15 protein-coding genes and 1 riboswitch are annotated in these 21697 nt (G+C 68.3%); of the genes, 14 read left to right on the forward strand and 1 reads right to left on the reverse strand.

Annotated elements, in window-relative coordinates; all coding sequences use genetic code 11:
* The first annotated feature begins 148 nt into the window (after window positions 1-148).
* Window positions 149-243: riboswitch (glycine riboswitch) on the forward strand.
* A 154-nt stretch (window positions 244-397) separates the two neighbouring features.
* The 4 genes from gcvT to ASE56_RS12745 all read left to right on the forward strand — a co-directional run bounded on the left by gcvT (window position 398) and on the right by ASE56_RS12745 (window position 6695).
* Window positions 398-1561, forward strand: coding sequence for a glycine cleavage system aminomethyltransferase GcvT (gene gcvT, locus ASE56_RS12730; protein ID WP_056230421.1), 1164 nt, complete (start codon window positions 398-400; stop codon window positions 1559-1561).
* Window positions 1558-1932, forward strand: a complete 375-nt coding sequence (gcvH, locus tag ASE56_RS12735) for a glycine cleavage system protein GcvH (RefSeq protein ID WP_056230424.1) — start codon at window positions 1558-1560, stop codon at window positions 1930-1932. Before gcvT ends, gcvH begins: the two co-directional genes overlap by 4 nt.
* Complete coding sequence (gcvP, locus tag ASE56_RS12740; RefSeq protein ID WP_056230426.1) at window positions 1929-4808, forward strand: aminomethyl-transferring glycine dehydrogenase; 2880 nt, start codon at window positions 1929-1931, stop codon at window positions 4806-4808. Before gcvH ends, gcvP begins: the two co-directional genes overlap by 4 nt.
* A gap of 144 nt (window positions 4809-4952) precedes the next feature.
* Window positions 4953-6695 carry an ABC transporter substrate-binding protein gene (locus ASE56_RS12745; protein ID WP_082450616.1) on the forward strand — a complete coding sequence of 581 codons (1743 nt, stop codon included), beginning with the start codon at window positions 4953-4955 and terminating at the stop codon, window positions 6693-6695.
* Between the two features lie 3 nt (window positions 6696-6698).
* Here ASE56_RS12745 and ASE56_RS12750 read toward each other — a convergent pair whose 3' ends face one another.
* Window positions 6699-7553, reverse strand: a complete 855-nt coding sequence (locus tag ASE56_RS12750) for a CPBP family intramembrane glutamic endopeptidase (RefSeq protein WP_081349901.1) — start codon at window positions 7551-7553, stop codon at window positions 6699-6701.
* A 164-nt stretch (window positions 7554-7717) separates the two neighbouring features.
* Between ASE56_RS12750 and ASE56_RS12755 the strand changes: the two genes are divergently transcribed.
* The 10 genes from ASE56_RS12755 to typA all read left to right on the forward strand — a co-directional run bounded on the left by ASE56_RS12755 (window position 7718) and on the right by typA (window position 21680).
* Window positions 7718-9337 carry an ABC transporter substrate-binding protein gene (locus ASE56_RS12755; protein WP_056230430.1) on the forward strand — a complete coding sequence of 540 codons (1620 nt, stop codon included), beginning with the start codon at window positions 7718-7720 and terminating at the stop codon, window positions 9335-9337.
* Between the two features lie 163 nt (window positions 9338-9500).
* Window positions 9501-10430 carry an ABC transporter permease gene (locus tag ASE56_RS12760; RefSeq protein ID WP_056230432.1) on the forward strand — a complete coding sequence of 310 codons (930 nt, stop codon included), beginning with the start codon at window positions 9501-9503 and terminating at the stop codon, window positions 10428-10430.
* Window positions 10420-11367, forward strand: coding sequence for an ABC transporter permease (locus tag ASE56_RS12765; protein WP_056230434.1), 948 nt, complete (start codon window positions 10420-10422; stop codon window positions 11365-11367). The genes ASE56_RS12760 and ASE56_RS12765 overlap by 11 nt, the downstream gene beginning before the upstream one ends.
* On the forward strand, window positions 11364-13028 hold the full coding sequence (locus ASE56_RS12770; protein WP_056230436.1) for an ABC transporter ATP-binding protein: 1665 nt from the start codon (window positions 11364-11366) through the stop codon (window positions 13026-13028). The genes ASE56_RS12765 and ASE56_RS12770 overlap by 4 nt, the downstream gene beginning before the upstream one ends.
* Window positions 13025-13615: a PH domain-containing protein gene (locus ASE56_RS12775; protein WP_056230438.1), complete on the forward strand. Its 591-nt coding sequence runs from the start codon at window positions 13025-13027 to the stop codon at window positions 13613-13615. The genes ASE56_RS12770 and ASE56_RS12775 overlap by 4 nt, the downstream gene beginning before the upstream one ends.
* 220 nt (window positions 13616-13835) lie before the next feature.
* Window positions 13836-14816, forward strand: a complete 981-nt coding sequence (locus tag ASE56_RS12780; protein ID WP_056230441.1) for an ABC transporter permease — start codon at window positions 13836-13838, stop codon at window positions 14814-14816.
* 1 nt (window position 14817) lies between these two features.
* Window positions 14818-15741 (forward strand): ABC transporter permease, encoded by a 924-nt coding sequence (locus ASE56_RS12785; RefSeq protein ID WP_056230443.1) that lies wholly within the window; start codon window positions 14818-14820, stop codon window positions 15739-15741.
* Window positions 15734-17926: an ABC transporter ATP-binding protein gene (locus ASE56_RS12790; RefSeq protein ID WP_082450619.1), complete on the forward strand. Its 2193-nt coding sequence runs from the start codon at window positions 15734-15736 to the stop codon at window positions 17924-17926. The genes ASE56_RS12785 and ASE56_RS12790 overlap by 8 nt, the downstream gene beginning before the upstream one ends.
* A gap of 4 nt (window positions 17927-17930) precedes the next feature.
* Window positions 17931-19610 carry an ABC transporter family substrate-binding protein gene (locus tag ASE56_RS12795; protein ID WP_200914199.1) on the forward strand — a complete coding sequence of 560 codons (1680 nt, stop codon included), beginning with the start codon at window positions 17931-17933 and terminating at the stop codon, window positions 19608-19610.
* A gap of 156 nt (window positions 19611-19766) precedes the next feature.
* A complete protein-coding gene (gene typA / locus ASE56_RS12800) occupies window positions 19767-21680 on the forward strand; it encodes a translational GTPase TypA (RefSeq protein WP_056230447.1) in 1914 nt (637 codons plus the stop codon).
* Window positions 21681-21697: the final 17 nt, after the last annotated feature.

Consider the following 21697-nt stretch of genomic DNA (forward strand, 5'->3'; position numbering starts at 1 on the left):
AACGGGTCCGGGGGACTACCACATCGCCGGCACCTCCCTCTGCGTCCCCGGCGACGCCGCCGAGATCCGCAAGCAGGACAACGGCTGAACATCTCACGGCGCCCGCCGAAGCTCCGCTAGGCTGACCCCACAAGTCCACACCGGCCCCATGACCGATGCGGGAGAGCCCCGGCGAACGCAGCCGGGCACCGAAGGAGCAAGCCTCCCCGCCAATCTCTCAGGTACGCGTACCGCGTCGATCGGGCCACTCTGGAAAGAGGTTCGGGATGCCACGTCCCCGGACCCGCCGACGGTGAAAGCCGCGCGATCCGCGCGGTGAAACTCTCAGGCCCATGACAGAGGGGGAGTTCTTCAGGCGCCGTCCGGCGTCTGTCCGTCATCGCGAACGGCAGAACTCATGACCAAAACCCCCGCTCTACCGCGCACCTCCCCGCTGAATGATCGGCACGAGGCCCTCGGCGCCTCGTTCACCGACTTCGGCGGCTGGAACATGCCCGTGCGCTACACCTCCGACCTCGCCGAGCACCGCGCCGTGCGCGAGGCCGCGGGCCTGTTCGACATCTCGCACATGGCCGAGTTCCGTGTCGAGGGAGAGAAAGCGGCCGCGTTCCTCGACTACGTGCTCGCCGGCCGTCTGTCGACCATGAAGGTCGGCAAGGCCAAGTACTCGCTCGTGCTCGCCGAGAGCGGCGGCATCGTCGACGATGTCATCGTCTACCGCCTGGGGGAGCAGAGCTTCCTCGTCATCTCGAATGCCGGCAATCGAGATGCCGTGGCCTCGGCCTTCGACCTGGCCCAGCGCACGTGGGTCGCCATGTCGAGCGAGGTCCCGGAGCCTGTCGAGGAGGCCGGAACCCTCGCGGTCGCCGACGTCACCGACGACTACGCCCTCATCGCCCTGCAGGGCCCCGAGGCCCGCCGCATCCTGAACTCCATCCCCGGAGTCGAGATCACCGGCATCGCCCTCGACGAGCTCGGCTACTACGCCTGGACCGAGGGCACCTTCGACGGGGCGCCACTGTTCGTCGCCCGCACCGGGTACACCGGCGAAGACGGCTACGAGCTCATGATCCCCACCGCGCAGGCCGCCGCCCTGTGGGATGCCGCTCTCACCGCGGGCACCGACCGGGGCCTCGTGCCGTGCGGTCTCGCCGCGCGCGACACCCTGCGCCTCGAGGCCGGCATGCCGCTGTACGGCCACGAGCTCTCGCGCGACATCGTCCCCGCGCAGGCGGGTCTCGGTCGCGTCGTCGCCGTCGACAAAGAGGTGTTCGTCGGCAAGGACGGCCTGTCGTCCGGCCCCGCCGACGCCCCCGTGCTCGTCGGCCTTGTCTCGGAGGGACGTCGTGCCGGTCGCGCGGGCTACACCGTGCTGCACGGCGACGACACCGTCGGCGAGATCACCAGCGGCGCCCTCAGCCCCACCCTCGGCCACCCCGTGGCCATGGCGTTCGTCGCACCCGCGGCATCCGCCATCGGAACCGAACTGTCCATCGACGTGCGCGGAACCCGTATCCCCGCGACCGTCACCGCCCTTCCCTTCTATCGGAGAAACGCATGACCGACCTCACCGCCCTCAGCTACACCTCCGAGCACGAGTGGATCGCCCTCGAGGGCGACATCGCCACCGTCGGCATCACCGACTTCGCCGCCGACAAGCTCGGTGACGTCGTCTTCGTCGAGCTGCCCGGCGCCGACTCGGCCGTCTCGGCCGGCGACGTCTGCGGCGAGATCGAGTCGACCAAGTCGGTCGGCGAGCTCTACGCGCCCCTGAACGGCACGGTCGTCGAGGTCAATGACGCCGTGGTCGACGACCCTTCGTTGGTGAACGCCGAGCCCTTCGCCGGCGGGTGGCTCATCAAGATCCGCGTCGAGGGCGATCTTCCCTCCGACTTGCTCGACCGCGCCGCCTACGAGGACCTCACCGCATGACCTCCGTCCTTCCTCCCCGCACGGATGCCGGGACCCCGGCCGCCTTCACCGACCGCCACATTGGCATCGGTGCCGACGCTCAGGCGCACATGCTCGAGGTGGTCGGCTACGACAGTGTCGAGGCGCTCGTCGAGACCGCCGTCCCGGCCTCGATCCACGTGCAGGCCCGCGCCACGAGCGCGATTCCGACCGCGGCCACCGAGGCTGAGGCGCTGGCGGAACTGCGGGGGCTGGCATCCGCCAACCGCTCCGCCCGCCCCATGATCGGTCTCGGCTACTACGACACCTTCACGCCGTCGGTGATCGCGCGGAATGTCCTCGAGAACCCGTCGTGGTACACCGCGTACACGCCGTATCAGCCCGAGATCTCGCAGGGCCGGCTCGAGGCGCTCATCAATTTCCAGACGATGGTGACCGATCTCACCGGGCTCGCGACGGCGAACGCGTCGATGCTCGATGAGTCCACCGCCGTCGTCGAGGGCATGCTCGTCGCCCGCCGCGCCTCCAAGGCCAAGACCGACGTGTTCCTCGTCGATGTCGACGCCCTGCCGCAGACCAAGGCGCTGCTGCACCACCGCTCCGCGGCCGTCGGCATCCGCATCGTGGAGACCTCGTTCGAGGGCGATCTGCCCGAGGCGTTCGGCGCCTTCGTGCAGTACCCCGGTGCGACCGGTCGCATCTGGGACTTCTCGGCCGTGGCCGAGACGGTGCATGCCGCGGGCGGCCTCGTCGTGGCCGCCGCCGACCTGCTCGCCCTGACCCTGCTGCGCTCGCCCGGCTCGATCGGCGCCGACGTCGCGGTGGGCACGACCCAGCGTTTCGGCGTGCCGCTCGGCTTCGGTGGACCCCACGCGGGCTACATGGCCGTGCGCGCGGGCCTCGAGCGTCAGCTGCCCGGCCGCCTGGTCGGCGTGTCGCAGGATGCCGTGGGCGCCCCCGCCTACCGCCTGTCGCTGCAGACGCGTGAGCAGCACATCCGCCGAGAGAAGGCGACGTCGAACATCTGCACTGCGCAGGTGCTGCTGGCCGTGATGGCGGCGATGTACGCGGTGTACCACGGTCCCGACGGACTCCGCGCGATCGCGACGCAGGTCGCGCGCAGGGCCGACGCCCTGGCATCCGCTCTGCGCTCCTCCGACCTGACTCTCGCGAGCGACGCCTTCTTCGACACCGTGCGCGTCCACGTGCCGGGGCGCGCGCAAGACGTGGTCGACCGCGCCCGCGAGCGCGGCTACCAGCTGCTCTGGGTCGACGACGCGACGGTGGGCGTCTCGGTCGATGAGACGACGACGGATGCCGATGTCTCGGTCATCCTCGACGCCTTCGGCCTCGCCGCGGACACGCTGCCCGAGGGCGAGGCGCTGCGCGGGATCGATGCGGCCCTGCACCGTGACGACGCCTTCCTCACGCACCCTGTCTTCCACGCGCACCGCAGCGAGACGGCGATGATGCGGTACCTCAAGACCCTCGCCGACCGCGACTACGCGCTCGATCGCGGCATGATCCCGCTGGGCTCGTGCACGATGAAGCTGAACGCGGCCACCGAGATGGCGGCGGTGTCGTGGCCGGAGTTCTCGCGCGTGCACCCGTTCGCGCCCGGGGCCGACGTGCACGGCTACCTCGAGATGGTCGAGCAGCTCGAGCGTTGGCTCGCCGAGGTGACCGGCTACGACGCGGTGTCGCTGCAGCCGAACGCCGGGTCGCAGGGCGAGCTCGCGGGCCTCCTCGCGATCCGCGGTTACCACCTCGCGAACGGGGACACCGAGCGCACGGTGTGCCTCATCCCGTCGTCGGCGCACGGCACGAACGCCGCCTCGGCGATCCTCGCGGGCATGAAGGTCGTCGTCGTCGCGTGCGACGAGGCCGGCAACGTGGATCTCGGCGACCTGCGCGCGAAGATCGCGCAGCACGCGGCGGAGCTCTCGGCGCTCATGATCACGTACCCCTCGACCCACGGGGTGTACGAGCACGACGTGCTCGAGATCACGCAGGCCGTGCACGACGCCGGCGGACAGGTCTACGTCGACGGCGCCAACCTGAACGCGCTGCTGGGATTCGCCCGCTTCGGCGACCTCGGCGGCGACGTCTCGCACCTGAACCTGCACAAGACGTTCGCGATCCCGCACGGCGGTGGCGGACCCGGTGTCGGTCCGGTGGCGGCGAAGGCGCACCTGGCCCCGTACCTGCCCTCGCACCCGTTCTCGCAGCGCGCGGATCACGCCGGTGGCGTGTTCGACGGGGGGCCGGTCTCGGCCGCCCCGCACGGCTCCGCCGGCATCCTGCCGATCTCGTGGGCCTACGTGCGCATGATGGGCGCTGAGGGCCTGCGCCAGGCCACGGCCGCCGCGGTGCTCTCGGCGAACTACATCGCCACGCGCCTGCGCGAGCACTACCCGGTGCTCTACGCCGGTGAGGGCGGTCTCGTCGCGCACGAGTGCATCCTCGACCTGCGTCCCCTCAAGGAGCAGACCGGCGTCACCGTCGACGACGTGGCCAAGCGCCTCATCGACTACGGCTTCCACGCCCCGACGATGTCGTTCCCCGTCGCCGGCACCCTGATGGTCGAGCCGACCGAGAGCGAAGATCTCGCCGAGTTGGACCGGTTCGTGGATGCCATGATCGCGATCAAGCACGAGGCCCTCGCGGTCGCGGCGGGGGAGTGGCCCGCCGACGACAACCCGCTGGTCAACGCTCCGCACACCGCCGAGACGGTCGTGATGGGCGAGTGGGATCACCCGTACTCACGCGAGACCGCGGTATACCCCGTGCGCTCGCTCATCCGCGGCAAGTACTGGCCCCCGGTGCGCCGCATCGACCAGGCGTACGGCGACCGCAACCTGGTCTGCTCGTGCCCGCCGCCTGAGGCGTTCGCCTGACCCTTGCCCCTCCCTCGACGAGACGGCATCCCTCCGACGTCCCTTCCGCTCCGCGCGGGGGCTGAGCGGGATGCCGTTTCGTCGTTGTAGGGGGACGCGCAGCGGACCGGGAGATCCTCAGGGGGCGTTTAGTAAAGTGCCCCTGTGCACCACGGGCTGAACGACGTTCCTCGACCGCTTCGACGCCGTGGCGGCCCGGGACGGGTGATCGCCCTCCTCGTCGCCGCCGGTCTCGCGTTGGCCGGTTGTTCGGCGACCGACCCCGCGCCGGTCCCCGCGAAAGAGCAGCGGACGAGCCTGACAGTCGGTGTGGTCGGCTCGCTCACGAGCTTCAACGCCGCCAGCGCGACCGGGGACACCGCGGCGAACCGCGCGGTGTCGGCCCTCCTCGACGAGAAGCTCGGCTCCCTCGACGGAAACCTCCAGGTCGTGCCCAACAACGGTCTCGGGCGCATCACGCGGGTCGAGGGCGACCCGCTGACCGTCAGCTACGAACTCTTCTCCGACCGCGTCTGGTCCGACGGCGCCCCGGTGACCCTCGACGACCTGCTGTTCGGGTGGGCGGTCACCTCCCACTTCTTCGACGACGCCACCTACGACGCCAACGGCCAGCTCGTGTCGGGTACGCGGTACTTCGACACCGCGCTCCCCGCCGACCCCAACGCCCGCACGACGCGTCCGCGCCTCGACCGGGCGAACGACACCCTCATGCTCACCTATGACCAGCCCTTCGCCGACTGGAACCGGCAGTGGCTGCTCGACCGCCCGGTCCACGTCGTCGCGCAGCGGGCGGGCGTGAGCGTCAAGGATCTGCTCACCGCGATTCTCACGGCGCCGGAGGGCGACCCTCAGGCTCCGGCGGCTCCGAATCCGGTGCTGGCTGCGGCCGCGCAGGCGTGGAACACCGGTTTCGATGTCGCTCCGGGAACGACGCCGGACCCGGCCGGTGTCGTGTCGTCGGGCCCGTGGACGGTCTCGGAGATCACGGCCGACACGCTCCAATTGGCCCGTCGGGACAGCTACCAGGGGGCGCACTTCCCGGGTCTCGAGGGGCTGACGGTCCGGTTCTTCCCCGATCGCGCGGCGCAGCTGTCGGCGATCGAAGCGGGAACGGTCGACGTGGCCAATGTCGGCGATCTCGATGTCGCGGAGCGGAAGACCCTGACCGATGCCGGGTTCAACGTCCAGGTCGGGCCCACCTCCGAGACGCTTCAACTCCGGTTCGCCACGACGACGGCATCCGATCTCCGTCAGGCGACGACGCTGTCGCTCGATCGGGCCTCGCTCGTCCAGGACGTGCTGGGCGCCGTGCGTCCGGACGCCCAGCCCCTCCAGTCGTTCCTGTCGTCTCCGGCGACCGGGCAGCTCTACAACGACCTGGTCTCGGGGAACGGCGCTCCCGGCACGGGGGCCGACGTGAACGGCGCGCGCTCCGCGCTGAACGACCGGGCGGCCGTGCTCCGCGTCGCCTACGACACGACCGATCCGACGGCGTCGCTGGTGTTCCCACGCCTCGTGTCGATGGCCGCCAAGGCCGGGATCGCGGTCCGCGCCGCCACCGCGACGGAGATTCCGGATGCCACCCTCTCGTGGGTCGGCGAGGATGAGAGCCTCTACCGGTCGGCGCGTGACCGCATCGCGGAGGGGATCGACGGCGGCGACACCGAAGAGCTCTTCGACGACCTCACCACGCACACCGACCCCGTCGACGTGTTGTCGGAGGCGAAGCTCATCGACCGCTCGCTTTTCGCCGCGTACGCGGGTGTGCCGCTGCTCGAGCGCACGGGCGCCGTGGTCAGTGCCGCGGGCGTCGAGGGAGTGACGTACACCTCCGAGCCCAACGGGCTGCCCCCGGCGTTCTGGACCTGGTCGCCGCCCCAGTCCTGACGGTCACGACGTCGGCGACGGCGCAGGGGTCGGGGCGAAGATCCCCGGCCACCAGGCCGCGGCGAGCGGGTACCCCACGAAGGCCACGATGTCGATGACCGTGTGTGCGATCACCAGGGGCATCACCCGCCCCCATCGCTTGTAGCACCAGCCGAAGACGAGCCCCATGACGACGTTGCCCAGCGCCGAGGGCCACCCCTGATACAGGTGGTAGCTGCCGCGCAGCAGGGCGGTCGACACGATGATCCACGTCCACGACCAGCCGAGCCGGCGGAGACGGTCGAAGAGGAATCCGAGGAAGATCACCTCTTCGGTGAGGCCGGCGCGCAATGCCGCGAGGACCAGCAGCGCGATCACCCACCACGACGAGTCCAGGGGAGCGGGGATCACCGCGATGCTCTGCCCGAGAGCGCGGCCGATCGCGTAGACACCGATACCGGGCGCGCCGATGAGGACGACGAGCAGGAGTCCCCGCGCGGAGTCACCTCCGAAGCGGCGGAAGTCCAGCCCGATGCGGCGGAGCGCGTTGTTCGTCGGCTCCCACAGCAGGTAGACCGCCAGCGCCACGAGGGCCAAGGAGAAGAAGATGTCGAGGAACTGGTAGATCGCGTCCCACACCGGCTCGGCGCTGCGCGACGGATTCAGCTGCGTCTGCTGTTGCGAGATGGGTGCGCGGGTGGCGGCGCGGACGAACGAGACCACCGAGTAGATCGCCGACTGACCGACGCTGACGAGCAGCACGATCCCGATCTCCCAGCCGAGACGGCGGCGGGGGTAGGTGTCCGAGCGCTTCAGCGTCGGAGGATACGTCCAGTCCGCTGGGACCTGCAGCCGGGTGCGCTTGTCAGATTGCTCCATCGAGAGCCTCTCGAGTAAATGCTGTGTAACGTTTTTCAGAGGAGTTTGGGGCACCTGGGTAAACGTGCCTAGTGTGTTCTCATCCTGCCCGACGGATCTTTCACGCGCCTTGTGCTGCGCGAAAGCCCTGCGCGGGCGACGATCATCCCTTCCCTGGAGGAACTGTGAAGCGCAACAAGATTGCCCTCTCCGGTCTCGCCCTGCTGGGAGCCGTCGGGCTTATGCTCGCCGGCTGCTCGGGCGGCGGAGACAACGGCGGCGGCTCGTCATCGGGCGGCGACGCCACGGCGATCATTCGGACGAACGGCTCCGAGCCGCAGAACCCGCTGATCCCGACCAACACCAACGAGGTCGGTGGAGGAAAGATCCTCGACTCGATCTTCGCGGGTCTGGTCTACTACGACGGAACCGGCGCTCCGGTCAATGACATGGCCGAGTCCATCGTCACGAACGACCCCCAGAACCTCACGGTGACCCTGAAGAAGGGCCAGAAGTTCACGGACGGCACCGAGGTCAAGGCCGACAACTTCATCAAGGCGTGGAACTACGGCGCCCAGCTGTCGAACAACCAGGTGAGCAGCTCGTTCTTCGAGGACATCGTGGGCTTCAGCTACGACGCTGACTCCGAGCTCACCGGTCTGAAGAAGGTCGACGACTACACCTTCACGATCGCGCTCTCCAAGCCCGCCGCCGACTTCGCGCTGCGACTGGGCTACTCGGCGTTCTTCCCGCTGCCCGACGTCGCGTTCACCGACATGGCTGCGTTCGGCGAGAACCCGATCGGAAACGGCCCCTACAAGCTCAAGGGCGAGGGTGCCTGGCAGCACAACGTCCAGATCGACCTCGTCAAGAACGATGACTACCAGGGCGGTCGCACGGTCGAGAACGGTGGTCTTTCGATCATCTTCTACGCCACGCAGGATGCCGCCTACGCCGACCTCCTCGGCGGCAACGTCGACGTGATCGACAGCGTTCCCCCGTCCTCGCTGGCCACGTTCCAGTCCGATCTGGGCGACCGCGCGGTCAACCAGCCGGCCGCGATCTTCCAGTCGTTCACGATTCCCGAGCGTCTCGCGCACTTCAGCGGCGAAGAGGGCACGCTCCGTCGCCAGGCCATCTCGATGGCCATCAACCGTGACGAGATCACCAAGACGATCTTCCAGGGTTCGCGCACCCCGGCCAGCGACTTCACCTCGCCGGTCATCTCGGGCTGGTCCGACTCGCTCTCGGGCGCCGAGGTCCTGAAGTACGACGCGGACAAGGCGAAGCAGCTGTGGGCTCAGGCCGACGCCATCTCGCCGTGGAGCGGCTCGCTTCAGATCGCGTACAACGCCGACGGTGGACACCAGTCCTGGGTCGACGCTGTCACGAACTCGCTGAAGAACACCCTCGGTATCGACTCCTCGGGTGCCCCGTACCCGACCTTCAAGGAACTGCGCTCGGCGGTCACCAACCGCAGCATCGAGACCACGTTCCGTTCGGGCTGGCAGGCCGACTACCCGGGTGCGTACAACTTCCTCGCGCCGCTGTACGCGACCGGGGCATCGTCGAACGACGGCGACTACTCGAACCCCGAGTTCGACGGACAGATCTCGGCCGGTATCGCCGAGACTGATCTGGACGCGCAGAACGCGGACTTCGCCAAGGCTCAGGAGATCCTGCTGAAGGACCTTCCCGCTATTCCGCTGTGGTACCAGAACGTCACCGGTGGCTACGCCGAGGGCGTGAACAACGTCCAGTTCGGCTGGAACTCGGTTCCGCTCTACTACGAGATCACGAAGTAACCCTTCCGATCTCACCCGCGAGGCGGTGACGGATTCGTCACCGCCTCGCGGTCTGCCCGCCAGGCCTCATCACGACGTGTGATAGAACGGCACGGGTCTCTTTCGACCCACGCCCCCCATGAAACGTCTGATGAGGCGTTTCCCACGTTCGAAAAGAGAGCGGATGCTCGGCTACATCCTCAGACGTCTGCTGCAGGTGCTCCCCGTGTTCTTCGGGGCCACGCTGCTGATCTACTTCATGGTCTTCGCCATGCCGGGGGACCCGATCCTCGGCCTCTTCGGCGACAAGACCCCCGCGCCCCAGGTCGTCGAAGCCCTGCGGGCCCAGTACCACCTCGACCAACCCTTCATCGTGCAGTACTTCCTGTACCTCGGCGGGATCTTCCAAGGCGACCTGGGAACGACTTTCTCCGGTCAGTCCGTCAACGAGGTGCTCGCCCGAACCCTCCCCGTGACGGCGCGCCTGGCCGTGATGGCTCTGGCGATCGAGTTCGTCCTCGCCATCGTCATCGGCACCATCTCGGCGATCCGCAAGGGCAAGCTGTTCGACAACGTCGCGCTCATCGTCGCCCTGCTGTTCGTCGCACTGCCGATCTTCGTGGCGTGCTTCCTCGCGCAGTACTTCCTCGCCATCCAGCTGGGGTGGTTCCGTCCCACGGTGGGGGCGCAGAACAACTGGGGTGATCTTCTGCTGCCGGCCATCGTGCTCGGCTTCAGCCTGTTCGCGACGAGCATGCGCCTGATGCGCGGGTCGGTCATCGACACCCTCAACCAGGACTGGGTGCGCACCGCGTACTCCAAGGGCCTCTCACGCCGACGCGTGATCCCCGTGCACGTCCTGCGCAACTCGCTCATCCCCGTCATCACGAACTCCGCGACGAACTTCGGTGTGCTCCTCGTCGGCGCCACCGTCACCGAGGGCATCTTCAACATCCCCGGTGTCGGCAACACGCTCTACCAGGCGACGATCCGCGGTGAGGGCCCCACGGTCGTGTCGTTCGTGACCGTCTTCGTCATCATCTACGTGCTGGTCAACCTCGTCGTCGACCTCCTGTACGGCCTTCTCGACCCGAGGATCCGCTATGTCAAGTAGTCAGTTCCCGGCGCCCCACTACGTCGCGCCGATCAAGACCGAGACCATTTCAGTCGACGCCGTCCGCGTCGCCGCCCGCAAGAGCAACTTGTGGCTCGACGCGTGGCGCGACCTCCGTCGTCGCCCCACGTTCTGGATCGCCCTGGTCGTCATGGCCATCGTGATCCTGATGGCCGCGTTCCCGACCCTGTTCACGCAGGTGCCGCCGGACAACGACTGCCAGCTGTCCAACAGCAACGGCGGTCCCACGGCGGGACACATCCTGGGCTTCACGTTCCAGGGCTGCGACACCTTCTCGCGCATCGTGTGGGGTGCCCGCACCTCGCTGTCGGTGGGTCTGCTGGCCACCGCGATCGGCACGATCATCGGCCTCGTCATGGGCGCGCTGTCGGGCTTCTACGGCGGATGGCTCGACGCGGTCATCTCGCGCGTCGGCGACATCTTCTTCTCGATCCCCTACATCCTCGCGGCCATCGTCGTCATGAGTGTGTTTTCGCAGTACCGCAACGTCTTCACCCTGGCCTTCGCGATCGGCGGGTTCGCCTGGGCCTCGACGGCCCGTGTCGTGCGCGCCGAGGTTCTGCGCGTGCGCCAGGCCGACTATGTCGCGGCCTCTCAGGCGCTTGGACAGTCGCGTTTCCGCACGCTGCTGACTCACGTCATCCCGAACGCCATTGCTCCGCTCCTCGTGGTCACCACGATCAGCCTGGCCGCGGCGATCGTCGCGGAGGCGACTCTGTCGTTCCTCGGCGTCGGCCTCGGCGGCAGCACCATGTCGTGGGGTAACGACATCAGCCAGGCGCAGCAGTCGCTGCGCATCGCGCCGATGGCGCTGATCTGGCCGTCGATCGCCCTGACCGTCACGGTTCTGGCCTTCATCCTGCTGGGCGAGCTCATCCGAGACGCCATCGACCCGAGAGCGAGGGCCCGCCGATGAGCGACGCCACCCAGACACCGCTTCTGTCCGTTCGCGACCTCAAGGTCGCGTTCGAGGGACAGGGTGGCACGCGCGAGGTCCTCCACGGAGTCAGCCTCGACGTCTACCCCGGCCAGACCGTCGCCATCGTGGGCGAGTCGGGCTCCGGCAAGTCCACGACCGCCTCGGCGGTCATCGGCCTGCTCCCCGGTACCGGTCACGTCACCGCCGGCAGCATCACGCTCGACGGGCGTGAGCTGACCGATCTCAGCCAGACGCAGTTCGAGTCGGTTCGCGGTCGCGACATCGGTTACGTCCCGCAGGACCCGATGTCGAACCTCAACCCGGTGTGGAGCATCGGCTTCCAGGTGAAGGAGGCGATCCGCGCGAACGGCATCGCCACCGGTCGCAAAGAGGTCGAGAAGCGCGCGATCGAGGTGCTGAAGCAGGCTGGTCTCGCCGACGCTGAGCGTCGCCTGCACCAGTACCCGCACCAGTTCTCGGGCGGAATGCGTCAGCGCGCGCTGATCGGAATCGGCCTCGCCGCCGACCCGAAGCTGCTGATCGCCGACGAGCCGACCTCGGCCCTCGACGTGACCGTGCAGCGCGTGATCCTCGATCACATGGCATCCCTCACGCGTGAGCGGGGGACCTCGGTGCTCCTCATCACGCACGACCTGGGTCTGGCCGCCGAGCGCGCCGACACCATCGTCGTGATGAACCAGGGCGAGATCGTCGAGTCGGGTCCCAGCCGCGAGATCCTCGAGAACCCGCAGCACCCGTACACGCAGCGCCTCGTCGCCGCCGCGCCCAGCATCGCTTCGCAGCGCATCCAGGCGAAGGTCGAAGACCGCGGCATCCTGCGCGAGTCCGACATCGACGCTCCCGCGACGGTCAAGGTCACCGACCTCGTCAAGGAGTACAAGATCCGCCAGGGCGGATTCCGCAGCGAGCAGTTCCGCGCCGTCGACGGGGTCTCGTTCGAGATCCCGCGCGGCAAGACCCTCGCGCTGGTGGGGGAGTCGGGCTCGGGCAAGTCGACGATCGCGAAGATGGTCCTCAAGCTCGAGGATCCGACCTCGGGCTCGATCGAGGTCGACGGTGTCAACACCGGCAAGCTGAGCGCGAAGGACACGTTCAACCTGCGCCGCCGGATGCAGCCCGTCTTCCAGGACCCGTACGGGTCGCTCGACCCGCTGCGCAGCATCGGCAACCTCATCGCCGAGCCGCTCAACATCCACAAGGTGGGCGACAACGCGTCGCGTCGAGCCCGTGTGGAGGAGTTGCTCGAGCAGGTCGCGCTTCCGCAGGAGCTGGCATCCCGCTATCCGAACGAGCTGTCCGGCGGACAGCGCCAGCGTGTCGCCATCGCGCGCGCGCTCGCGCTCAAGCCCGACATCCTCGTGCTCGACGAGGCTGTCTCGGCCCTCGACGTGCTGGTGCAGGCGCAGATCCTCCAGTTGCTGGCGGAGCTGCAGTCCGAGCTCGGTCTGACCTACCTGTTCATCACGCACGACCTCGCCGTCGTCCGCGTCGCCGCCGACCTGGTGTGCGTCATGGAGCGCGGCAAGCTCGTGGAGCAGGGAACGGTCGACGAGATCTTCGCGCAGCCCTCGCAGGAGTACACGCAGCGCCTGCTCGACGCCATTCCCGGCGCCTCCCTCTCGCTGGGCGGCGCGTGACGCGCGACGAGCGCTTCCGGGGCACGGAACACCCGCGGGTGTTCCGTGCCCCGTCGTCGATCTTCGGCCTGATCCTGGGTGGGGTGCTCGCGCTGGTGCTCTTGGGGGATGCCGCGCTGCGCGCCGGGCTGGGCGAGATGCTCCTGCTGGCGCCCTGGGTGCTGTTGGCGCTGTGGGCGGTCTACGCCCTGCTGTTCGCGCCGCACGTGCGCATCGACGCCGAGGGCATCCGCATCCACAATCCTCTGCGCATCGCGGACATCGCGTGGGCGCGCGTCGCCGACATCGACATGCGCTGGCAGCTCGAGGTCCGCACCGACGAACCCCGCGTCGTGAAGGCCTTCGGTGGCCCCGTCGCCGGTCGTCCGGGTCGTCCGCCGATCCGTCGTGACGATGAGCGGGGGCGTCGCGAGCCTCCCGCGATTCGTGACCTGCAGCTCATCCAGGAAGCATGGGAGACGGCGCGGCCGACCGCGTCGAAGACCGGTGTCGTCCGCCGGTCGTGGGACATTCCCTCGGTCATTTCCCTGCTGGTTCTGATCTGCTGGGTTATTATCGCTTTGTTCATCTCAGGCGGTCTCGGCTGAGCGCGATGCTGCGCTCGACGGAGACCGCGGTGGCAAAGCGCCATGTAAGAGCTTTGTTACGGTCGTGAAAAGTGTGTTCCCCCGGCGCACGTTTCATGGGAAGCCGACGTAGGGTCGCTGAAGATCCTTAGCCAGGCAAACGAATAGGCGGGGATCTCGAAGGCGAGAGGACCACCATGACGCACATCCCCGACGTGTTCCGGACGGGCCCGCGCACCTCATGACGCTGTACGTTCTGCGACGGTTCCTGAACTACGCCGTCCTGAGCCTGTTGGCGACGTGCCTCGCGTACGTTCTCGGCAGCGCGCTGTTGCGACCCCAGGACCGCTTCTACGGCATGAATCCCCGGCCGCCGCAGGAGTCGATCATCGCGAGCCTCGATGCCCTCGGTGCCAACCCCGACCTGCCGATCCTCGTCCGCCTGTGGAACTGGCTGGTCAATCTGTTCACGAAGTTCTCGCTCGGCACCACCATCGGCGGCCAGGACGTCATGACCGAGATCGCGACGCGCGCCGGCACGAGCCTGCGCCTGCTGCTGATCGGCTCGCTCATCGGCGCGATCGTCGGCGTGCTCATCGGCGTGTGGGGTGCGGTGCGCCAGTACCGGGCTCCCGACCAGGTGACCACGTACGCCTCGTACCTCGTCTTCGCGACCCCCACCTTCGTCATCGGCGTGCTGCTGATGATCGGCGCGACCAGCCTCAACAACGCGGCCGGAACGCAGCTCATCCGCTTCACCGGCGAGTACACCGCCGGTGTCGAGGGGTTCTGGCCGATGATCGCCGATCGGGCGGTCCACCTGCTGCTGCCGACGCTGGCGCTCGTGCTCATCAGCGCCGCGTCGTATTCGCGGTACCAGCGGAGCATGATGCTCGACGTGCTCGGTGCGGACTACATCCGCACCGCCCGCGCGAAGGGACTGCCCCGCACGCAGGCGCTCTTCCGCCACGGCGTGCGCATCGCCCTGATCCCGATGTCGACGTTCTTCGCGTACAGCTTCGGCACGCTCATCGCCGGTTCCACCATGCTCGAGATCGTCTTCTCGTGGCGGGGCATGGGGCAGTTCCAGCTGAACGCCGTTACTCAGCAGGACATCAACGCCGTCGCCGGATCGACGCTCTTCGTCGCCGTGCTGGTGCTGTTGTCATCGACCCTGTCCGAGGTGCTCTACGCCGCACTCGACCCGAGAGTGAGGAGCTGACATGACCATGCAGGAAGAAGCCCTCGACGGAACGCTCGTCGCCACGAGCCCTGTCACCCGCGACCGCAAACCGCTGTCGCGCGGAGCGCTGGTGCGCTCGCGGCTGCGCAAGATGCCTCGCTTCTGGGTGGGCGCGAGCATCCTCGTCTTCATCGTGCTGTGGGCCTTCATCGGGCCGCTGCTTTACCCCTACGACTCGACCCAGCGCGACTTCCTGAACGTGGGCCTGGGACCGACTCAGTTGCACTGGTTCGGGACGAACGGCATCGGGCAGGACATCTACGCGCAGACGCTCGTGGGTCTGCAGAAGTCGCTCATCATCGGCGCTCTGGCGGGCATCGGCGCCACCCTCATCGCGGCGGCCGTCGGATCCCTCGCCGGCTACCTGGGCGGCAAGATCGACGCGGTCATCGGGTGGCTCATCCACCTTCTGCTCGTCATCCCGTCGTTCTTCATCCTGGTGCTGCTGAGTCCGCTGACCCGCGGACTGTCGTGGCTCGCCCTCACGTTCTTCCTCGCGGTGTTCAGCTGGATGATCCTCGCTCAGGTCGTCCGCAACCAGACCCGGTCCCTGCGCAACCGCGACTTCGTGCGCGCGGCGCGGTACATGGGCATGCCGACCCGGCAGATCCTCGGCCGCCACATCATCCCCAACATCGCGTCGCTGCTCATCATCGACGCGACCCTCGGCATCGTCGCGGCCATCATGGCCGAGACCTCGCTCAGCTACTTCGGTTTCGGCGTCCAGGCGCCCGACGTCTCGCTCGGCACGCTGCTGGCGTCGGGGACGTCGGCCGCGGTGACCCGCCCGTGGCTGTTCGTGTACCCCGCCGGCGTGCTGATCGTGCTGCTCCTGGCCATCAGCCTCATCGGCGACGCCCTGCGCGACGCCATCGACCCCACCTCGGGAGCGAACCGTGACTGACACCCGATCCGCCACCCTGCTGTCCTCGACCGGCCGCTCGCCGCTGCTGTCGGTCCGCGACCTCAGCGTCACCTTTCCGCAGCGCGACGGTTCTCCCGTCCGCGCCGTCCGCGGCATCTCGTACGACGTGCACGAGGGGGAGTTCCTCGGCATCGTGGGCGAGTCCGGCTCCGGCAAGAGCGTGTCGTCGCTCGCCGTGATGGGGCTGCTGCCCTCGAACGCGCAGGTCGAGGGCGACATCCTCTACGACGGTCGTTCGCTGCTCGGCATGAACGACGGGCAGCTGTCGAAGATCCGCGGCGCCGAGCTCGCGATGGTCTTCCAGGACCCCCTGTCGGCGCTGACCCCGGTCTACACCGTCGGCGACCAGATCTCCGAGGGACTGCGTCTGCACGACCGCGCCCTAAGCGCACAGGCTGCGCACGCCCGCAGCGTCGAGCTGCTCAAGCTCGTCGGCATCCCGGATGCCGAGCGTCGGGCGCGCGCGTATCCTCACGAGTTCTCGGGCGGTATGCGACAGCGCGCGATGATCGCCATGGCGATCGCCAACGACCCGCGCGTGATCATCGCCGACGAGCCGACGACCGCCCTCGACGTCACCATCCAGGCGCAGATCCTCGAGGTGCTGCAGAAGGCCCGCGAGGTGACGGGCGCCGCCGTCGTGCTCATCACGCACGACCTCGGCGTCGTCGCCGGCCACGCCGACCGCGTCGCGGTCATGTACGCGGGCAAGCTCGTCGAGCGGGGCACGGTCGACGAGATCTTCCACGACCCGCACATGCCGTACACCGTGGGGCTGCTGCGCTCGGTGCCGAACATGCAGACCGCGGGCTCGCACCGACTGGTCCCGCTCGAGGGGCGCCCGCCGTCCCTCGCCTCGCTGCCCAAGGGATGCCCCTTCGCCGCGCGCTGCCCGATCGCGATCGACGCGTGTCACGACATCGAGCCCGTGCTCGAGGTGCACGGAGCGGTGCCCGACCACGTCGCGGCGTGCATCCGCTCGGGCGAGATCGCCTCCGGTGCCCTCGCGCGGCCCGATATCTTCCCGCGGCCCGAGGCTCTCGGCGAGATCCCGCCGCTCCGCCCCGACGCGACCCCCGCGGTCGAGGTCACCGATCTCGTGAAGCACTTCCCGCTGATGAAGGGCGCGGTCTTCCCGCGCCGCGTCGGCACGGTGCGCGCGGTCGACGGGATCTCCTTCTCGATCCAGCCCGGTCGCACGATGGGACTGGTGGGGGAGTCCGGCTGCGGCAAGACGACGACGATCCTCGAGATCATGGAGATGGTCGCCCCGCAGAGCGGCAGCATCCGCATCAACGGCACCGACGTGGCCACGGTGAGCCGTAAGGACAAGGCCGTGCTGCGCAAAGGCATCCAGATCGTGTTCCAGGACCCGATGGGCGCGATCGACCCGCGCCTGCCGGTGGGCGAGGTGATCACCGAGCCCCTGCTGGTCCAGGGCGTGCCGCGTGCGGAGCGCGACCGCAAGATGCGCGAGCTGCTCGATCTCGTCGGGCTGGACCCGAACATGTCGGACCGGTACCCGCACGAGTTCTCGGGCGGTCAGCGTCAGCGCATCGGCATCGCCCGCGCCCTGGCGACCGACCCCGCCGTCGTCGTCCTCGACGAGCCGGTGTCGGCCCTCGACGTGTCGATCCAGGCCGGCGTCATCAACCTGCTCGAAGACCTCAAGGAACGACTCGGCCTCTCGTTCCTCTTCGTGGCGCACGACCTCGCCGTGGTCCGCCAGATCGCCGACGACGTGTCGGTCATGTACCTCGGCCGCATCGTCGAGCAGGGTCCCGTCGACGAGGTGTTCGACGACCCGCGGCATCCCTACACGAAGGCCCTCATCTCGGCCGCGCCCATTCCCGACCCGCGCATCGAGCGGGCGCGAACGCGCATCCTGCTCGACGGCGACCTCCCGAGCCCGACGCAGGAGATCTCGGGATGCCGTTTCCGCACGCGATGCCCGCTCTACCGCCTGCTGCCCGACGCCGACCGGCGCCGGTGCGACAACGACGACCCGGGCTTGCGCTCCCAGGCGCACTCCCAGGTGGCGTGCCACTACGCCGAACGGTCCGACCTCGTCCTCGAGACGGTGTCGGCCGGCTCCCCCCGAACGTCCCCGACCGACGGCACCATGTCGCCGGGGGCCCTCCCCGATCACCAACGAGAGGATTGATCACATGAGAATGCGTAAAGCGAAGGCCCTCAGCGCTCTCGCGCTGCTGAGCGCCGCCGCCCTGGCGATCGCCGGGTGCGCGCCGGGCAACACCGCCGCTCCGTCGGCGAACCCCGAGGATCAGAACTCGCTGCCGTCGACCGCGTGGGTGCGCGCCGATGCCGCAGACGTCAAGGACGGCGGCACGCTGACTCTCGCGGTCGACTCCATGCCCGTGAACTGGAACAACTTCCAGATCGACGGCAACGAGGCCAACACGAACAACATCGTCGCCGCGATGCAGGGTGGGCCCATCCGCATCGGCGAGGACGGCAAGCCGATCGTCGACCAGAACTACGCCTCTTCCGTCGAGCTGACCAGCAGCGACCCCCAGAAGGTCGAGATCAAGCTCAACCCGGATGCCAAGTGGGAAGACGGCACGCCCATCACGGTGGCCGACTACCAGGCGACCTGGAAGGCCAACAACGGCAGCAACCCCGCGTACGTGGTCATCTCGACCACCGGGTGGGACCAGATCTCGTCCGTCGAGCAGGGCACCGACCAGTTCGACGTCGTCATCACCTTCTCGTCGGTCTTCGCCGACTGGCAGAGCCTCTTCGGCCAGGTCCTGCCCGCGAGCGTCGCCAACGACCCGAACACCTTCAACACCGGCTATCTCACGAAGGCGCTTCCGTCATCGGGACCCTTCAAGCTCGCGAGCTTCGACTCGACGGCCGGTGTGGCGACGCTCGAGCCGAACCCCAACTGGTGGGGCGCCAAGCCCAAGCTCGACTCGGTCGTCTTCCGCGCCGTGAGCCAGGCCCAGCAGGGCACCTCGTTCAGCAACGGTGAGATCGACGCGCTGAACATCAGCTCCAACGCCGACCTCTACCAGACGGCCCAGAACGTCCCGGGTGCCGAGATCCAGGCGTCGAACGGTCTGACCTGGACGCACATCACGATGCGCGCCTCGAGCGGACCCCTCGCCGACGTCAACGTCCGCAAGGCGATCGCATCCATCGTCAACCGCAGCCAGATCGCCACCAACGCGAACTCGCCGGTCGGCGTCCCCGCCATCACGCAGGGCAGCTACATCTTCATGCCCGGCCAGGACGGCTACACCGACGACTCGCTTCCGTACGACGTCGACGCGGGCACCAAGTACCTCGAGGCCGCCGGCTACACCAAGGACGGCGACTCGTGGACGAAGGACGGCACCGCGCTGTCGTTCAAGGTGACGGTCCCGGCCGACACGACGACGAACATCCAGCGCGCCGAGCAGATCCAGGCGGACCTCGCCGAGGTCGGCATCCCGGTCGAGCTCGTCTCGGTTCCCGTCGGCAGCTACTTCTCGGACTACATCATCAAGGGTGACTTCGAGATGGTGACGTTCTCGTGGCAGGGCACCGCCTACCCGATCTCGTCGAGCCGTTCGCTGTTCACGCCGGTCGACTCGGCGCAGAACTACACCGGCATCGCCGACCCGCGCCTGGACGCCCTGTGGGAGAAGGCCAACTCCGAGCTCGACCCCGCCGCGCGTCAGCAGACCGCGCAGGAGATCAACAAGGTGCTCTGGGAGTCCGTGCCGATCATCCCGATCGCGCCGCTGCCGAACGTCTACGCCGTCAAGCAGGGCCTCGTGAACTGGGGAGCCACCCAGTTCGAGACCATCGACTGGACGATCGTGGGCTTCGCGAACTCCTGATCCACTGATGGAAAGGGGCGGGATCCTGCGGGATTCCGCCCCTTTTCCGTGCGTTCCCGTTACCTGTGCGTCTCCTGCCCGGGAGTGTCGTAGGCGCCCGGTAGACTAGGGACGCCCGATTCCGGGCATCACCCCGAATTTTCCTGGAGACCCTCCATGGCGCACGCCCTTCGTCCTGACCTCCGTAACGTCGCGATCGTCGCGCACGTCGACCACGGCAAGACGACCCTCGTCGACGCCATGCTCCGCCAGACCGGCTCGTTCGGCGACCACGCGCACGTCGAAGAGCGCGCGATGGACTCGAACGACCTCGAGCGCGAAAAGGGCATCACGATCCTCGCCAAGAACACGGCGATCACCTACAACGGCGTGCACAGCGACGTTCCGGTGACGATCAACGTGATCGACACCCCCGGCCACGCCGACTTCGGTGGCGAGGTCGAGCGCGGCCTGTCGATGGTCGACGGCGTCGTGCTGCTCGTCGACGCGTCCGAGGGCCCGCTGCCCCAGACGCGCTTCGTGCTGCGCAAGGCCCTCGAGGCCAAGCTCCCCGTCATCCTGCTGGTCAACAAGACCGACCGCCCCGACGCGCGCATCGCCGAGGTCGAAGAAGAGGCGCACGACCTGCTGCTGGGCCTCGCGTCCGACCTGGTCGACGACGTGCCCGACCTCGACGTCGACGCCCTGCTCGACGTGCCGGTCGTCTACGCCTCGGGCCGCGCGGGTGCCGCGTCGCTCAACCGCCCCGACAACGGCTCGCTGCCCGACAACGAAGACCTCGAGCCGCTCTTCGGCGCGATCCTCGAGCACGTTCCAGCTCCCGCCTACGACGACGAGGCGCCTCTGCAGGCCTGGGTCACCAACCTCGACTCCTCGCCGTTCCTCGGTCGCCTCGCTCTGCTGCGCGTGTTCAACGGCACGCTGAAGAAGGGCCAGACCGTGGCCTGGGTGCGCGCCGACGGCACCACCAGCAACGCTCGCGTGACCGAGCTGCTGAAGACCCGCGCCCTCGAGCGCTACCCGGCCGAAGACGCCGGCCCCGGTGACATCGTCGCCATCGCCGGTTTCCCCGACATCACCATCGGCGAGACCATCGCCGACCCCGAGGACGTGCGCCCGCTCAAGGCGATCACCGTCGACGACCCGGCCATCTCGATGACCATCGGCACCAACACCTCGCCCCTCATGGGCAAGGTCAAGGGCCACAAGCTCACCGCCCGCATGGTGAAGGACCGCCTCGACCGCGAGCTCATCGGTAACGTCTCGCTCAAAGTCGTCGACATCGGACGCCCCGACGCGTGGGAGGTCCAGGGCCGCGGCGAGCTCGCGCTGGCCATCCTCGTCGAGAACATGCGTCGCGAGGGCTTCGAGCTCACCGTCGGCAAGCCCCAGGTGGTCACCAAGCGCGGCGAAGACGGCAAGCTCAAGGAGCCCTTCGAGCACCTCACCATCGACGCCCCCGAAGAGCACCTCGGTGCGATCACGCAGCTCATGGCCGCCCGCAAGGGCCGCATGGACAACATGACGAACCACGGCACCGGCTGGGTGCGCATGGAGTTCGTCGTGCCCTCGCGCGGCCTCATCGGCTTCCGCAGCGAGTTCCTCACCATCACGCGCGGCACCGGCATCGCGAACGCGATCTCGCACGGCTACGACGACTGGGCCGGCTCGATCACGACCCGCCAGAACGGCTCGATCGTCGCCGACCGCATGGGTGTCGTCACCCCGTTCGCCATGATCGCCCTGCAGGAGCGCATGAGCTTCTTCGTGCAGCCCACCGAAGAGGTCTACGAGGGCATGGTCATCGGCGAGAACTCGCGCGCCGACGACATGGACGTCAACATCACCAAGGAGAAGAAGCTCACGAACATGCGTTCGTCGACCTCCGACTCCTTCGAGTCGATGACGCCCCCGCGCATCCTCACGCTCGAGGAGTCGCTGGAGTTCGCCCGCGACGACGAATGCGTCGAGGTCACGCCCGAGAAGGTGCGCATCCGCAAGGTCGAGCTCGACGCGACCGCGCGCGGTCGCTCCGCTTCGCGCTTGAAGCGCCAGGACGCCAACGCGTAAGCGTTCCCGTCTCGAAC

Source organism: Microbacterium sp. Leaf203 (assembly GCF_001421275.1).
GTDB classification, from domain to species: Bacteria; Actinomycetota; Actinomycetes; order Actinomycetales; family Microbacteriaceae; genus Microbacterium; species Microbacterium testaceum_A.

Coding starts and splice junctions, on each gene's coding strand:
- gcvT (WP_056230421.1), top strand. CDS start 398: ATGACCAAAACCCCCGCTCTACCGCGCACCTCCCCGCTGAATGATCGG.
- gcvH (WP_056230424.1), top strand. CDS start 1,558: ATGACCGACCTCACCGCCCTCAGCTACACCTCCGAGCACGAGTGGATC.
- gcvP (WP_056230426.1), top strand. CDS start 1,929: ATGACCTCCGTCCTTCCTCCCCGCACGGATGCCGGGACCCCGGCCGCC.
- ASE56_RS12750 (WP_081349901.1), bottom strand. CDS start 7,553: ATGGAGCAATCTGACAAGCGCACCCGGCTGCAGGTCCCAGCGGACTGG.
- ASE56_RS12760 (WP_056230432.1), top strand. CDS start 9,501: ATGCTCGGCTACATCCTCAGACGTCTGCTGCAGGTGCTCCCCGTGTTC.
- ASE56_RS12765 (WP_056230434.1), top strand. CDS start 10,420: ATGTCAAGTAGTCAGTTCCCGGCGCCCCACTACGTCGCGCCGATCAAG.
- ASE56_RS12770 (WP_056230436.1), top strand. CDS start 11,364: ATGAGCGACGCCACCCAGACACCGCTTCTGTCCGTTCGCGACCTCAAG.
- ASE56_RS12780 (WP_056230441.1), top strand. CDS start 13,836: ATGACGCTGTACGTTCTGCGACGGTTCCTGAACTACGCCGTCCTGAGC.
- ASE56_RS12785 (WP_056230443.1), top strand. CDS start 14,818: ATGACCATGCAGGAAGAAGCCCTCGACGGAACGCTCGTCGCCACGAGC.
- ASE56_RS12795 (WP_200914199.1), top strand. CDS start 17,931: ATGAGAATGCGTAAAGCGAAGGCCCTCAGCGCTCTCGCGCTGCTGAGC.
- typA (WP_056230447.1), top strand. CDS start 19,767: ATGGCGCACGCCCTTCGTCCTGACCTCCGTAACGTCGCGATCGTCGCG.